The 13,849-nt window shown below is 64.8% G+C and carries 9 protein-coding genes and 4 pseudogenes; 6 read left to right on the top strand and 7 right to left on the bottom strand.

Going from position 1 to position 13,849, the window contains the following annotated elements:
• Positions 1-5: 5 nt before the first annotated feature.
• From sdhA to VEIS_RS21025, 5 genes and pseudogenes are all read left to right on the top strand, one after another.
• Entirely contained in the window at positions 6-1,811 is a 1,806-nt protein-coding gene (sdhA, locus tag VEIS_RS21040; RefSeq protein ID WP_011812041.1) for a succinate dehydrogenase flavoprotein subunit, read from the top strand.
• 28 nt (positions 1,812-1,839) lie between these two features.
• Positions 1,840-2,544 (top strand): succinate dehydrogenase iron-sulfur subunit, encoded by a 705-nt coding sequence (locus tag VEIS_RS21035; protein ID WP_011812040.1) that lies wholly within the window; start codon positions 1,840-1,842, stop codon positions 2,542-2,544.
• A gap of 102 nt (positions 2,545-2,646) precedes the next feature.
• A pseudogene (locus tag VEIS_RS30825) lies at positions 2,647-2,907 on the top strand (FAD assembly factor SdhE); the annotation flags it as partial.
• A 168-nt stretch (positions 2,908-3,075) separates the two neighbouring features.
• The gene (locus tag VEIS_RS21030; protein ID WP_011812039.1) at positions 3,076-4,386 is read left to right on the top strand and encodes a citrate synthase; all 1,311 of its coding nucleotides are present in this window, start codon (positions 3,076-3,078) and stop codon (positions 4,384-4,386) included.
• A 23-nt stretch (positions 4,387-4,409) separates the two neighbouring features.
• A complete protein-coding gene (locus tag VEIS_RS21025; RefSeq protein WP_041950247.1) occupies positions 4,410-6,143 on the top strand; it encodes a phosphoethanolamine transferase in 1,734 nt (577 codons plus the stop codon).
• 170 nt (positions 6,144-6,313) lie between these two features.
• Here VEIS_RS21025 and VEIS_RS21020 read toward each other — a convergent pair whose 3' ends face one another.
• The 6 genes and pseudogenes from VEIS_RS21020 to VEIS_RS31365 form a co-directional block, all read right to left on the bottom strand.
• The gene (locus VEIS_RS21020; RefSeq protein WP_011812037.1) at positions 6,314-6,595 is read right to left on the bottom strand and encodes a helix-turn-helix domain-containing protein; all 282 of its coding nucleotides are present in this window, start codon (positions 6,593-6,595) and stop codon (positions 6,314-6,316) included.
• Positions 6,592-6,932 (bottom strand): annotated as a pseudogene (locus VEIS_RS21015) (type II toxin-antitoxin system RelE/ParE family toxin). Before VEIS_RS21015 ends, VEIS_RS21020 begins: the two are co-directional and overlap by 4 nt.
• A 111-nt stretch (positions 6,933-7,043) precedes the next feature.
• Positions 7,044-7,124 (bottom strand): annotated as a pseudogene (locus VEIS_RS31740) (helix-turn-helix domain-containing protein); the annotation flags it as partial.
• 327 nt (positions 7,125-7,451) lie between these two features.
• The gene (locus VEIS_RS21010; protein WP_157048623.1) at positions 7,452-8,234 is read right to left on the bottom strand and encodes a hypothetical protein; all 783 of its coding nucleotides are present in this window, start codon (positions 8,232-8,234) and stop codon (positions 7,452-7,454) included.
• Positions 8,235-8,466: 232 nt separating this feature from the next.
• Complete coding sequence (locus VEIS_RS31370; protein ID WP_321161656.1) at positions 8,467-8,802, bottom strand: choice-of-anchor U domain-containing protein; 336 nt, start codon at positions 8,800-8,802, stop codon at positions 8,467-8,469.
• A 460-nt stretch (positions 8,803-9,262) separates the two neighbouring features.
• Positions 9,263-10,504: pseudogene (locus VEIS_RS31365) on the bottom strand (Ig-like domain-containing protein); the annotation flags it as partial.
• A 493-nt stretch (positions 10,505-10,997) separates the two neighbouring features.
• Between VEIS_RS31365 and VEIS_RS20985 the strand changes: the two are divergent.
• Entirely contained in the window at positions 10,998-11,231 is a 234-nt protein-coding gene (locus tag VEIS_RS20985; protein ID WP_041950242.1) for a hypothetical protein, read from the top strand.
• Between the two features lie 64 nt (positions 11,232-11,295).
• Here the strand turns inward: VEIS_RS20985 and VEIS_RS20980 are convergent, their stop codons facing one another.
• On the bottom strand, positions 11,296-13,599 hold the full coding sequence (locus VEIS_RS20980; protein WP_041950241.1) for an Ig-like domain-containing protein: 2,304 nt from the start codon (positions 13,597-13,599) through the stop codon (positions 11,296-11,298).
• Positions 13,600-13,849: the final 250 nt, after the last annotated feature.

The following is a 13,849-nucleotide window of genomic DNA, read 5'->3' as shown; positions in this document are numbered from 1 at the left end:
CCACCATGAGCTACTCGCAAGCCCACATCACCCGGCGCAAGTTTGATGTCGTCATCGTCGGTGCCGGCGGCTCCGGCATGCGCGCCGCGCTGGAACTCGCGCGCGCCGGCCTGAACGTGGCCGCGCTGTCCAAGGTATTTCCCACCCGCTCGCACACCGTGGCCGCGCAAGGCGGTGTCGGTGCCGCGTTGGGCAATATGGGCGAGGACAACTGGCACTACCACTTCTACGACACCGTCAAAGGCTCGGACTGGCTCGGCGACCAGGACGCCATCGAGTTCATGTGCCGCCAAGCCCCTCAGGTGGTGTACGAACTGGAGCATTTCGGCATGCCGTTCGACCGCAACCCCGATGGCAGCATCTACCAGCGCCCGTTCGGCGGCCACACCGCCAACTACGGCGAAAAGCCCGTGCAGCGCGCCTGCGCCGCGGCCGACCGCACCGGCCACGCGATGCTGCACACGCTGTACCAGCAAAACCTCAAGGCCAGGACCAACTTCTTTGTCGAATGGATGGCCCTGGACCTGATCCGCGACGCCGACGGCGACGTGGTCGGCGTCACCGCGCTCGAAATGGAAAGCGGCGAACTGCATATCCTGCAAGCCAAGACCGTGTTGCTGGCCACCGGCGGCGCGGGCCGCATCTTCGCGGCCAGCACCAACGCCTTCATCAACACCGGAGACGGCCTGGGCATGGCGGCGCGCGCCGGCGTCCCGCTGCAAGACATGGAGTTCTGGCAGTTCCACCCCACCGGCGTGGCCGGCGCCGGCGTGCTGCTGACCGAAGGCTGCCGGGGCGAAGGCGCGATCCTGGTCAACAGCAAAGGCGAGCGCTTCATGGAGCGCTATGCGCCCACCTACAAAGACCTGGCGCCGCGCGATTTCGTCTCGCGCGCGATGGACCAGGAAATCAAGGAAGGCCGTGGCTGCGGCCCGAACAAAGACTACGTGCTGCTCAAGCTCGACCACCTGGGCGCGGAGACCATCCACAAGCGCCTGCCCTCGGTGTACGAAATCGGCGTCAACTTCGCCAACGTCGACATCACCCGCGAGCCGATCCCGGTGGTGCCCACCATCCACTACCAGATGGGCGGCGTGCCGACCAACATCCACGGCCAGGTCGTGACCCACGACGGCACGGCCAACCAGGTCGTCAACGGCCTGTACGCGGTCGGCGAATGCTCCTGCGTGAGCGTGCACGGCGCCAACCGCCTGGGCACCAATTCGCTGCTCGACCTGCTGGTGTTCGGCAAGGCCGCTGGCCGCCACATCGTCGAGTTCAACCAGCGCCAGCGGGAGCACAAACCCCTGCCCGCGAATGCCGCCGAGCGCACGCTCGAGCGGCTGAACCAACTCGACCAATCCAGCGGCGGCATCTACTCGCAGACCCTGGCCGGCGACATCCGCGCCGCGATGCAGCAGCACGCCGGCGTGTTCCGCACCCAGGCCGGCATGGACGAAGGCGTGCGCAAAATCGCCGCGCTGCGCGCGCAGGCGGGCGCCGTCACGCTGCAAGACAAATCCCGGGTGTTCAACACGGCGCGTGTCGAAGCGCTGGAAGTGGACAACCTGATCGAAGTCGCCCAAGCGACCATGGTCTCGGCCGCCGCCCGCAAGGAATGCCGTGGCGCGCACACGGTGCACGACTACGAGCACCCCGACGACCACCCGACCGCACCGCTGGGCCGCAACGACGCGCAGTGGCTCAAGCACAGCCTCTGGCACAGCGCCGGCAACCGGCTCAGCTACAAGCCGGTGAACCTCAAGCCGCTGACGGTGGACAGCATTCCTCCGAAGGTCCGGACATTCTGAGCAGAGCAGCCCCAGGAGAGCACAAGCCATGCAACAGCGCACATTCCACATCTACCGCTACGACCCGGACAAGGACGCCAAGCCCCGCATGCAGACCGTCGAGATCGGGCTCGACGGCCACGAACGCATGCTGCTCGACGCGCTGCTCAAGCTCAAGCAGCAAGACCCCTCGCTGTCGTTTCGCCGCTCCTGCCGCGAGGGCGTCTGCGGCTCGGACGCGATGAACATCAACGGCAAGAACGGCCTGGCCTGCCTGACCAACATGAACACCCTGACCGGCGCGATCACGCTCAAGCCGCTGCCCGGGCTGCCCGTGATCCGCGACCTGATCGTGGACATGACCCAGTTCTTCAAGCAATACAACTCGGTCAAGCCCTACCTGATCAACAACGGGCTGCTGCCCGAAAAAGAGCGCCTGCAAAGCCCGCAAGAGCGCGACGAACTGGACGGCCTGTACGAATGCATCCTGTGCGCCAGTTGCTCGACCAGTTGCCCGAGCTTTTGGTGGAACCCCGACAAATTCGTCGGCCCCGCCGGCCTGCTGCAAGCCTACCGCTTCATCGCCGACAGCCGCGACGACGCCACCGGCGAACGGCTCGACGACCTGCAAGACCCGTACCGCCTGTTTCGCTGCCACACCATCATGAACTGCGTCGACGTCTGCCCCAAGGGACTGAACCCCACCAAGGCCATAGGCAAGATCAAGGAACTCATGGTGCGCCGCGCCATCTGACCGGTCATGCGCCGCAGCATCCGACGGCCGAGCCATCCGACCGATCACGCGCCGCGCGCCATCGACTGAACCGCGCGCTGCCGCAGCCCCGACCGCCACACCATGCCCTCCCGGCCCCCGCCTGCGCCGCTGCTTGATCGACGCCAATTGAGCCGGTTGCACTGGCGCAGCCGGCGCGGCCTGCTCGAAAACGACCTGTTCATCGCCCGTTTTTTCGCCCGCCATGAGGCCACGCTGACCCTGCGCCATGCGCAGGGCCTGTGCGCGCTGCTGGAACTGGCCGACCACGACCTGCTCGACCTGCTGCTCGCCCGGCGCGAGCCGCAGGGCGCGCAAGACACGCCAGCCGCGCGCGAAGTGCTGGCCATGCTGCGCCAACGCGGCAGCGCCTACGACCTGATACAAGCCCGGACCCCAAGTCTGATACAACTTCGAGCCGCAGGACCGACCCCACCTCAGGCCGCAGGACCGACCCGACACCAAGCCCCCGGCAACCCCATCATCGGCAACCCGAAGAAAGTGAACGCCACCATGAAGCTCGCTGACAACAAAGCCACCCTGTCCTTCAGCAACGGCAGCCCCGGCGTCGAACTGCCGGTCTACCAGGGCAACATGGGCCCGGACGTGATCGACATCCGCAAGCTGTACGCGCAAACCGGCATGTTCACCTACGACCCGGGTTTTTTATCGACCGCCGCCACCCAATCGGCCATCACCTACATCGACGGCGACAAGGGCGAACTGCTATACCGTGGCTACCCGATCGAGCAACTGGCGCTGCACTGCGACTTCATGGAAACCTGCCACCTGCTGCTCTACGCCGACCTGCCCACCGCCAGCCAGAAAGAGCAATTCAGCAAGCTCGTGACCAACCACACCATGGTCAACGAGCAAATGCAATTCTTCCTGCGCGGCTTTCGCCGTGATGCCCACCCGATGGCCGTGCTGACCGGCCTGGTGGGCGCGCTGTCATCGTTCTACCACGACAGCACCGACATCAACAACCCGCAACACCGCGAGATCTCGGCCATACGCCTGATCGCCAAAATGCCCACGCTGGTGGCCATGGCCTACAAATACAGCATGGGCCAACCCTACATGTACCCGCAAAACCGGCTCAGCTACGCCGGCAACTTCCTGCACATGATGTTCGGCACGCCCTGCGAGCCTTACCAGGTCAGCCCGGTGCTCGAACATGCGCTCGACCGCATCTTCATCCTGCACGCAGACCATGAGCAAAACGCCTCGACCTCCACCGTGCGGCTGTGCGGCTCCTCGGGCACCAACCCGTTCGCGGCCATCGCCGCCGGCGTGGCCTGCCTCTGGGGCCCGGCCCATGGCGGCGCCAACGAAGCGGCGCTGAACATGCTGCACGACATCCAGGCCCAGGGCGGCGTGGAGAAAATCGGCGAATTCATCCGCCAGGTCAAAGACAAAAACTCCGGCGTCAAACTGATGGGCTTTGGCCACCGCGTGTACAAAAACTACGACCCCCGCGCCAAGCTGATGCAAGAAACCTGCAACCAGGTGCTGGCCGAACTGGGCCTGGAAAAAGACCCGCTGTTCAAGCTGGCCAAGGCGCTGGAGAAAATCGCGCTCGAAGACGACTACTTCGTGCAGCGCAAGCTCTACCCGAACGTGGATTTTTACTCCGGCATCGTGCAGCGCGCGATCGGCATCCCGGTCAAGCTGTTTACCGGCGTCTTTGCGCTGGCGCGCACCGTCGGCTGGATTGCGCAGCTCAACGAAATGATCGGCGACCCCGAGTACAAAATCGGCCGCCCACGCCAACTGTTCACCGGCGCCGAGCGCCGCGACGTGCCGCCGCTGGACCAGCGCTGAGCCGCCGCAACACCCCGGTGGCCATGCTGTCGACCCTGCGGCGCCTGCTGCCGATGGCCCTGCGCAGCGCGTTTGCACGCCGCCCCGGCGACCCCGCCAGCCCCTCTGGCCGCCGTCCGATCCACCCGGCCCAGGTGGTGCTGCTGACCAGCGCCTGGCTGGCCAGCGCCTGCAATCTGCCGCTGTGGCAGGCCGTGGCCCGGCTGCCCGGGCAGGGCAGCCTGCGCGGCTGGGGCTTTGCGCTGGCCTTCTGGCTCATCGTGATGGCCGGCAACACCGCCCTGCTGAGCCTGCTGGCCTGGCGCTGGACGCTCAAGCCCGCCGTCGTGCTGCTGCTGCTGATGGCGGCGTTTGGCGCGTATTTCATGCTCGCCTATGGCATCGTGATCGACGCCGGCATGCTGGTCAATGTGCAGCAGACCGACCCGCGCGAAGCCCGCGACCTGCTCAGCGGGCGCATGGCGGTGACCGTCTCGGCGCTGGCCCTGCCCCCGCTGCTGTGGCTGCGCCGCCGCCCGTTGCAGCGCCTGGGCGCGCTGCGCCAACTGCGCAGCAACAGCCTGCTGCTCGGCGGCTCGATCACGGTCGGCCTGCTCAGCCTGCTGCTGGTCTTTCAGGACTTCGCCTCCGCGATGCGCAACCACAGCCAGATGCGCTACCTGATCAACCCGCTCAACAGCGTGTACGCGCTGGGCCATCTGGCCGCCCAACCGCTGCGCATGGACACCAGCGTGCTGCTGCCCCTCGGGCGCGACGCCCGGCTCGGCGCCAGCTATGCCGGCCAGACCCAGGCGCCGCTGCTGATCCTGGTGCTCGGCGAAACCGGCCGCAGCCAGAACTTCGGCATCAACGGCTACGAGCGCGACACCACTGCGCTGCTCGCGGCGCGCAAAGACCTGATCAGCGCGCGCAACGCCTGGTCTTGCGGCACCAGCACCGCCGCATCGCTGCCGTGCATGTTCTCGCACCTGGGGCGCGCAGGCTATGCCGGGCGCTCGGCCAACCATGAGAACCTGCTCGACGTGCTGCAACACGCGGGCCTGGCCCTGCTGTGGGTGGACAACCAGGCCGGCTGCAAAGGCGTGTGCGCGCGCATCGCGCAAACCCGCCCGGCCACCGATCCGGCGCTCTGCCCCGACGGCGAATGCCTGGACCGCGCGATGCTCGACGGCCTGTCCGCCCAAATCGCCGCGCTGCCCGCCGCGCGGCGCCAGCGCGGCACCGTGGTCGTGCTGCACCAGATCGGCAGCCACGGCCCGGCCTACTACAAGCGCTCGGCGCCACAGAACAAGAAGTTCATGCCCGAATGCCACTCGGCCGCGCTGCAAGAATGCGCGCGCCAGCAGGTGGTCAACGCCTACGACAACAGCATCGTCGAGACCGACCAGTTTCTCGCTGCGCTGCTGCAATGGCTGGCAGCACCGGGCCACGCGCAGGACCATGCCCAGGCCGCGATGATCTATGTCTCCGACCATGGCGAATCGCTCGGCGAAAACAACCTGTACCTGCACGGCCTGCCCTACGCCATCGCCCCCGACGTGCAAAAGCATGTGCCCTGGATCACCTGGCTATCCCCCGCGATGCAGGCGCGCACCGGCCTTGCCACCGGCTGCCTGCAGCGCGACCTGGGCCAGCGGCAGATCAGCCACGACAACTACTTCCACTCGGTGCTCGGCCTGATGGATGTGCAAACCAGCGCCTACGACCCGGCGCTGGACATGTTTGCGCGCTGCAAGGCCAGGGGCGAAAAGGAATAGCCGAATAGCCTCGGAAAACGGAAAGAAATCGCACGCCAAGCGCCTCCCGCCAACGAAGGTTTGCAAGAAGTCTTGCCGAGAATGTGGCGCTGCCCAGCGCCGATGCGGTCTGGATGTTCTCGAAAACCGTTCTCGCTCGACGCAGAGCAGAACGGCGAGTTTCGAGAAGGTCAGGCGACTTCGAGCACCCGCATTTCGATGTGAAGCCCGGCAGCCGTCGCCATGTTCACCAGTGCATCGAGGCCGAACAGGTTGATCTTGCCGCGCATCAGGTCTGAGACACGCGGCTGAGTCACGCCAAAGAGCTTGGCGGCTTGCGCTTGGCTCATCTCGGTGCGAGTGAGGTGGTTCTTCAGCGCCATCAGCAGGACGGAGCGCAGTTTCATGTTTTCCGCTTCTTCCGGGGTGTCCTCGATGGCATCCCAGACGCTGGCAAATCGTTGGTTGCTCATTGGCCTGGCTCCTTCAACAAGTCACGGTAACGCTTGGCAGCCAAGTCCAGATCAACTTTGCTGGTCTTTTCTCTGTCTTCTTCTTGAAACAGTGACGCACGTAGACGGCATCAGCGAACTTGGCAACGTAGATGACCCGAAACGCCCCGGCAGCATCCCGAATCCGAATTTCCTTCACGCCTTGGCCCACGGTGTTCATGGGCTTCCAGTCGTCCGGTTCTTGTCCGCTCTGTACCTGGTCGAGCTGATGACCTGCCTCGCGCCTGGCCGAAAGCGGAAAAGCGCGAAGGTCATCAAGGGAGTTGCCCCGAAACTCGACGGGCTTGGAATCGGTCATGCCGCAATCATACAAAATTTTGTATTTTTTTTGGCACGTCGCATCAGGAAGCAATGGAACAACCCACCGGCTGAGCGTACGATTTTTCCGTTTTCTGAGACGACCCCAGGCAGAACGCAGCCTCATGTTTTCCGCTTCTTCCGGGGTGTCCTCGATGGCATCCCGGACGCTGGCAACTCGTTGATTGCTCATTGGCCTGGCTCCTTCAACGCGCCACGGTAACGCTTGGCAGCCAAGTCCAGATCAACGTTGCTGGTTTTCTCGGTATTTTGCTGGCAGTGGGCAAGCACGCAGACGGCATTGGCCACGCAGATGATTCTGATACGACCCCCTGGGCCAACGCAGGCGGGCCGGGGCCAGGGCCACCGGCTGTGCGTTGGCACGAGTCCGGGGGCCTTGCCACACAGCCGTGTTGCGGCGCCAAAGGCGATGTCCATGCGCGGTGCTTGCCACCCCCCGCCAGGAGGGGTTTCCGGTCTGCGCTGCCCCCCCGCCAGCAGGGGGCAGCGCAGCGGCGCATTACTGCGTTGCGGCTGCTTTGGCGCCAAAGAAAATCGCCACGCCCTTCTTGGTGTCGGCGGTGATCGCCGTCACGGTCAGGCGGGTTTTGGGCGCATCCACCGTGGCGATGCCGCTGAAGTTGGTGGTGACGCCGTCGGAGCAGCTTTCAGCGATCTGCGCGCTGAAGGCATTGCTGCTGCTCATCGCGGTCAGTTTGCCGGTAAAGCTGCAACCGGTGGTCGAGCTGCCGGAGATGGCGCCGTCGCTGGCCACCGTCCAGGTCGTGGTGCGGGCATTGCCGCCGGCGATCGACTCCCAGGTTTTGGCCGCGTCGGCCTGCTCCGCCGCCTTGGCCAGCGCGTCGCTTTGGTCGAACGCCAAAGCCGCGCTGCTCACACCGGTCAGAGACATGCGCTTGGGGCTGCTCGTCAGCGTGCCCGTCACCGTGCCGAGCACGGACTGGCCATCGGTATTCGTCGGCGCCAGCGTGTAAGACGTGCCGTTGGCGCTGCTGTCGCTGAACAGCACCAGTTTGACCAGCCGGCTCGCATCATTGGCCAGCAACCAGGCGCTGGCCGTCGTGCCCGAGGCATCGGGCAGAACCACGGCGGTCATCACGGGCGTCACAGCGGCAGCGGTGGCCCAGCGGCCTTTGAATTGCGTCGGGTCGATGGTGGTCGCCGGGGTGCTGGGGCTGCCGCCATCGCCGCCACCACCGCCGCCGCCACATGCCGCCAACGTGGCGACGGTGGCAATGGTCAGGACGGTGCGCAAGGGGAAGCGGCGGGTTTGTGGTGTCATCATGTTTTCTCCGTGATGGGGTTGAAAAAAATTGCCAAGGAAATCGTCAAACGGTGGACAAGGGATTATCCGTTGTTTTCCAGCAGGGTTTCATGCGCCAGCAGTTGGCGCTTGCGCAATCTCCAAATCGTTGGACTGTATGCCGACGGCGCGCCGCACCCTGTTGCGCATCTGTCGCATGGGGTGTTGCATCGTTGGGCGCCCGCGCAACCCGCACAAGCCCTTGGTGCCTTTAATACCAGAAGCCATGCGTATCGGCCTGGGGCGCCTGCCCGACGATGGACAGCGGCATTTTCGCCACAGCCCCGGGGGTGGTGATGCTGCCGTTGACCTGGCCGTCGGCATCGTACTGGCCGCCGTCCTGGATCTGAAAGTCCAGCCGCGTGCGCCCGCCTTCGCTGGCCACCTTGCCGCCGTAGGGTTCGCTGGCCAGGTTCACCCAGGTGCCGGTGCTGTCCTTGATCCAGTAGCCGGTGGCGCCGAGCGCCGGGTCTGCGTACAGGCTGAAGCTCTCGGTGCTGCGGCCTTCGGCCAGCGACACCGTGAATGACGTCAGGCCGACGGGCATTTCCATGCCCTTGGGCATGGTGGCGGGGGCTGCGCTGTGCTCCATTTTGCTGATGCGCGCGTTGCTGTCGGGGATCAGCTTGCCGTCCTGGCTGCCAGCCACCAGGGTCTGGCTGCGGGTCGAACTGACGGCGGCCTGCTGGCTGTCTTTGATACCGTCGCCGTTGCCATCGCCAGCCATGCCGGCCGAGCCATCGGGGCGCAGCAGGCCGGTGGCCTGGTCCTCCTGGTCGTTGGGCACACCGTCGCGGTCGGAGTCCGGTGCGTCTGGCGCATTCGATGCATTCGATGTATCCGGTGCGGGGGGGGGGGGGGGGGGTAACGTTGGTCGCCGGTTTGGCCGCGAAGCTGGCCGCGTCGGTGCCGGTGGTGGCTTCTTGCACCGCTTGCGGGTCGTCACCGGTGCTGGGGTCGTTGTAGGCGACGCTCACCTGCTGGCCCCGGGTCACGGCGCTGTCGAGCGTCAGCGTGATGGTCTTGGCCGCTGCATCCACGAGCACGCCGGTGACGTTGTTGCGCACGCCATCGACCAGCACCACAAACGCATCGTTGGGTGCGTTATGGGTCTGCTCCGGGTCCAGCGCGGTTTCATCGCTGTACTGCAATACCAACTGCCTGCCGTTCACCGTGGCGCTGATGATGGCAAAGACGGCGGTGTCGACGGTGTAGCTGCGGGCTGTGCTCGTACCACTGTTGCTGTTGCCGTGGCGGTCTCTGATGCCCTCGTAATTCACGCTGATCTGGCTGCGGGTGTTGGACAGGCTGGCCGTGGGGGTGAAAGTGCCTCTCCAGATTTTGCCGTCGGCTGTGTCCTGCCTCAGGTTGCCCAGAGTGCCGTTGGCGCCATCCACGACGATGGAAGTGTCGCTGAAGCCGGTGACGGTCTCGCTGAAGGTGAAAGTGACGGTGGCGGTTTCGCCAGCGGTCAGGCGCTCTTTGTCCATCGCGATCGTGACCGTGGGCGCCCGGGTGTCGATCTCGAAGTTGTTGCTGGTGGGGTTGACCGTTGCGACGTTGCCTGCGGCGTCGCGAATGGTATTGAGGTTGCGCAGGCTGATGGTGTTGGTGGCATCCTCGGTGTCCGCAGCGGCCGTGTAGGTGATGGAGTAGGCGCGGCGGCCGTCGATCGCGCGGACCAGCGTTTCTGTGCGGCCGGCGCCGGGACGGGTACCGACATTGGCGTTGCTGAGATCGATGTTGTCTGCCGTGAAGCCGGTGACTTCCTCGTCGAAGGTGATGATAACGGTGACCAGTCTGTCGTTGTTGTTCGTGACGGGGTTGGGTGTGACGGCGATGGTGGCGCTGGGCGGCTTGGTGTCGATGTTGTAGGTGATGAGGGTGTGGTATTCCGTCCCCCCCGACCGCACCGCGCCTGCGTTGCCCGGGATATCGTTGATGCCGGCCATGTCGATGGTGATCCGGATGTCCTTCACCTCGGTGTTGGCCGCCAGGTTGGCCGGTGCCCTCAGGTCTACCTTCCAAGTCCTGCCGTCGTCGGTGCTGCGCAGGTTTTCCAGCGTGCCCCTGTCCGGCTGTTGTATCGCCAGGTCCTCCAGTGTGAAGTTGGTTATCCGCTCGTGGAAGGTAAAGGTGATGGTGGTTACCTGGCCGGCCCTGGTCAGGCTGGGGGCATCGATCGTGGTGGTGCCGACGATCGTGGGCCGCTTGGTGTCGATGTCGAAGGTTTGGCTGATGACATCCATAGCAGGTACGCTGCCGGAGGCGGCACGGACGAAGCGGATGTAGTTGCCGGTGGACTCCACGCCCTGGTTGGCATTGAACTCGCCGGTCCAACGGCCAAACGTCCAGTGCCAACTGTAATCTTTTATGCGGCCATTGGCATGACTGTAGTCCAGCTGCAGACACTCTTTGAGGCTGTTATTGCCTCCTGTGACGTCCATGGCGTCTATGTTCTCAAAATCGAAAGCGATTCTCTGGGTTTCGCCGATCGTGATGGAGCGGTCTGGAACGGTGATGACATTGGCCATAGTGTTTTCTTTCCGGTGAAATGGCGAAGAGGTTGATCGGGTTTCGGTCATCCGCCGTGGTCACCGCCACAGCGCAGGCGTGTCGGTGATGCCCCTTTTCCGCCCGGCGGCGTGACATCTTTGACAACTGGAAACGAATTTCGCGCTGCGGAGTATAGCGCAGGCGCAGCCCGCAATCTACCAATCTGTCACATGTTGGTTTTCAGTCATGCGAAAAAAACGCCCACCGGCCCGCGCCGCCCGGCAGCAGACCGGTCATCGCAGGCCGCTGCACCGGGGCGAGTTCTCGATCTTGCGCGAGCGCAACCCGGCGGCCTGTGCAGCGGCGGGACTGAGCTACGACACCCAGTTCAACCTCCAGCAGGCTATCGACCTGCCCTGCGGCACCGAGTGGTTTTCAGTGCCGCCAGCCGCGTTCCACGGGCCAACGCCTGCGTGCTGAACACCCCCCCCCTACTTTCCAGCAGGTCGTCGTCATGCCTGGGCATTTGGCGCCCGCAGAATCGTTAGAACCAGTACCCATGCGAATCGACCTGGGGCGTCTGCCCGAGGATGGACAGCGGCATCTTCGCCACGGCGCCGGGGGCGGTGATGCTGCCATCGGCCTGGCCGTCGGCGTCGTACTCGCCGCCGTCCTGGATCTGAAAGTCCAGCCGCGTGCGCCCGCCTTCGCTGCTCACTTTGCCGCCGTAGGGTTCGCTGGCCAGGTTCACCCAGGTGCCGGCGCCGTTCTTGAGCCAGTAGCCGTTGGCGCCGAGCGCCGAATCTACGTACAGGCTGAAGCTCTCGGTGCTGCGGCCTTCGGCCAGCGATACCTTGAATGAGGTCAGGCCGAGCGGCATCTCCATGCCCTTGGGCAGCTTGGCCGGGGCATCGCTGCGCACCAGTTCGGTGATGCGCGCGTTGCTGTCGGGGATCAGTTTGCCGTCCCGGCTGCCGGCCACCAGGGTCAGGTCGCGGGTCGAAGCGACGGCGACCTGCAGGCTGTCTTTGACGCCATCGCCGTTGCCGTCGCCAGCCAGGCCGGCCGAGCCGTCGGGGCGCAGCAGGCCGGGGGCCTGGTCCTCCCGGTTGTTGGACAGACCGTCGCGGTCGGAGTCCGGCGCATCCGGCGCCTCCGGTGTGGCGGGTGCGACCGGGGGCCGGGTGAGGTTGGTCACCGGCTTGGCCGCGAAACTGGCCGCGTCGTGGCCGCTGGTGGTGCCGGTGCCGGCCTCCTGCACCGCTTGCGGGTCGTTGCCGGTGCTGGGGTCGTTGTAGGCGACGGTCACCTGCTGGTCCTTGCTCACCGCGCCCTCAAGCGTCAGCGTGACGGTCTTGGCCGCTGCATCCACGGCCACGCCGGTGACGTTGTTGCGCACGCCATCGACCAGCACCACGAAGGCATCGTTGGGCGCGTTGTGGGTCTGGTCCGGGTCCAGCATGGTTTCATCGCTGTAGCGCAATACCAACTGCTTGCCGTTCACCGTGGCGGCGTTGACGACAAAGACCTTGGTGTCGATGACGATGGTGGAGTCGTAGAACGGCTGGGAACCAGAGCTGGTGTTGCCGGCGCGATCTCTGAGGCCGTCCACATTTACTGTGATCGAGCTGCTGGTGCGCGCCAGGTTGGCCGTGGGTGTGAAGGTGACTGTCCAGACTCTGCCGTCGGAGCCGGCGACCGACCTCAGGTTGCTCACAGAACCGTTGGCGATCTGAATGGCAGCTTCGGTGAGGCCACTGACGACGCTCTCGTTGAAAGTGATGGTGACGGTGGCGGTTTCGCCAGCGGTGAGGCGCGCTTTGTCAAACGTAGCGCTGGTGGGATGGGGATCCTCGGCATCGACCTCGTAGTTGTCGGTGCTGGCGCTGGAGTTAGGCACTGCGGCGTTGCCTGCGAGGTCACGCACGCCATCGAGGTTGCGGATGCTGACGGTGTTGGTGGAATCCGTGGTGCGCGGAGCGGCACGGTAGGTGATGGTCCAGGTGCGGCCACCATCTGCGCTGACCGGCGCTTTCGGGCTGTAGGTGATGTAGGGAGAGGCACTGGAGTTGTCCAAATTGATGTTGGCCAACGTGAAGCCGGTGACTGCCTCGCTGAAGGTGAAGGTAATGGTGACGTCGGTGTCGTCCAAGACGATGGAGGTGGGGCCGACCACAGAGACGATGCTGGGCGGCTTGTTGCCGAGGCTGTAGGTGGCAAGGGTTGCGCTTCCCGTGCCCGCGTTGCCCGCAGCATCGGTGATGCCGGCCATGTTGACGGTGATCTGGACATCCTCAGGGGTGTTGGCCGGCAAGGTGGCCGGCGCCCTCAGGTCTACCGTCCAAGTGGTGCCGCCGTCGGTGGTGCGCAGGTTGCTCAGCGTGCCCTTGCCCGTCGGTATCGTCAGGTCATCGATGGTGAAGCCGGTGACCGGCTCGGAAAAGCTGAAGGTGATGGTGGCTGTATCGCCGGCGGTCAAGTCGCAGTCGGGCGAGAACCGGTAGGTGGTGGCGAGAGTGGGCCGCTGGGTGTCGGCGGTGTAGGTCTTGCTCAGGTTGATGGCAGGGCGGTCACCTGAGGCGGGAATGCTCATGCGGATGGTGCCGCCGGCGTTCTGCGTGTTCGGGGTGGGGGTGAGGTCGAAGTAGTAATTGTCACCCCCGGCGACCGTCTCGCTGGTCACATACAGCACAGTGCCAGGGGCCTGCGAAAAGTCCAGGCCATCGAGCCGAAGGCGCGTCCCTGTGCCTCGCAATACCGGGTTGTAAGTGTTGTCGATGAAGACGGTGACTCTCGCCGTTTCGCCGGCTTTGAGGGCGGAGTTATCCATGGTGATGCTGTGGGCCACGGTGTGTTCCTTTCGATGGAATGAGAATGGATTGGTGGGATGAAGAGGGGTTGATCGGGCTTCGGTCATCCGCTTGTGCTCAGTGCCACAGCGCAAGTGTGTGTCAGTGCCGTACCTTGTCTGGCGGGGCTGCGTCTGCCCAGTGGCGGGCGATATCTCTGACAGATTGTCACGATTCTGGAACGAACGCCGTGGAGCGGAGTATAGACCGGGTGCGGCCCATCACCTACTGTTACTGTTGTTGCAGCCA

It is taken from the genome of Verminephrobacter eiseniae EF01-2 (assembly GCF_000015565.1).
Lineage (GTDB): Bacteria > Pseudomonadota > Gammaproteobacteria > Burkholderiales > Burkholderiaceae_C > Acidovorax > Acidovorax eiseniae.
This window is presented reverse-complemented; position numbering and strand designations above follow the sequence as displayed.

What these genes read in the sequence shown, in the direction of transcription:
- VEIS_RS21010 (WP_157048623.1), bottom strand. Translation starts at nt 8,234, where the DNA reads ATGACACCACAAACCCGCCGCTTCCCCTTGCGCACCGTCCTGACCATT.
- VEIS_RS20985 (WP_041950242.1), top strand. Translation starts at nt 10,998, where the DNA reads ATGCGAAAAAAACGCCCACCGGCCCGCGCCGCCCGGCAGCAGACCGGT.
- VEIS_RS21020 (WP_011812037.1), bottom strand. Translation starts at nt 6,595, where the DNA reads ATGAGCAACCAACGATTTGCCAGCGTCTGGGATGCCATCGAGGACACC.
- VEIS_RS21035 (WP_011812040.1), top strand. Translation starts at nt 1,840, where the DNA reads ATGCAACAGCGCACATTCCACATCTACCGCTACGACCCGGACAAGGAC.
- sdhA (WP_011812041.1), top strand. Translation starts at nt 6, where the DNA reads ATGAGCTACTCGCAAGCCCACATCACCCGGCGCAAGTTTGATGTCGTC.
- VEIS_RS21030 (WP_011812039.1), top strand. Translation starts at nt 3,076, where the DNA reads ATGAAGCTCGCTGACAACAAAGCCACCCTGTCCTTCAGCAACGGCAGC.
- VEIS_RS21025 (WP_041950247.1), top strand. Translation starts at nt 4,410, where the DNA reads ATGCTGTCGACCCTGCGGCGCCTGCTGCCGATGGCCCTGCGCAGCGCG.
- VEIS_RS31370 (WP_321161656.1), bottom strand. Translation starts at nt 8,802, where the DNA reads ATGCCCGTCGGCCTGACGTCATTCACGGTGTCGCTGGCCGAAGGCCGC.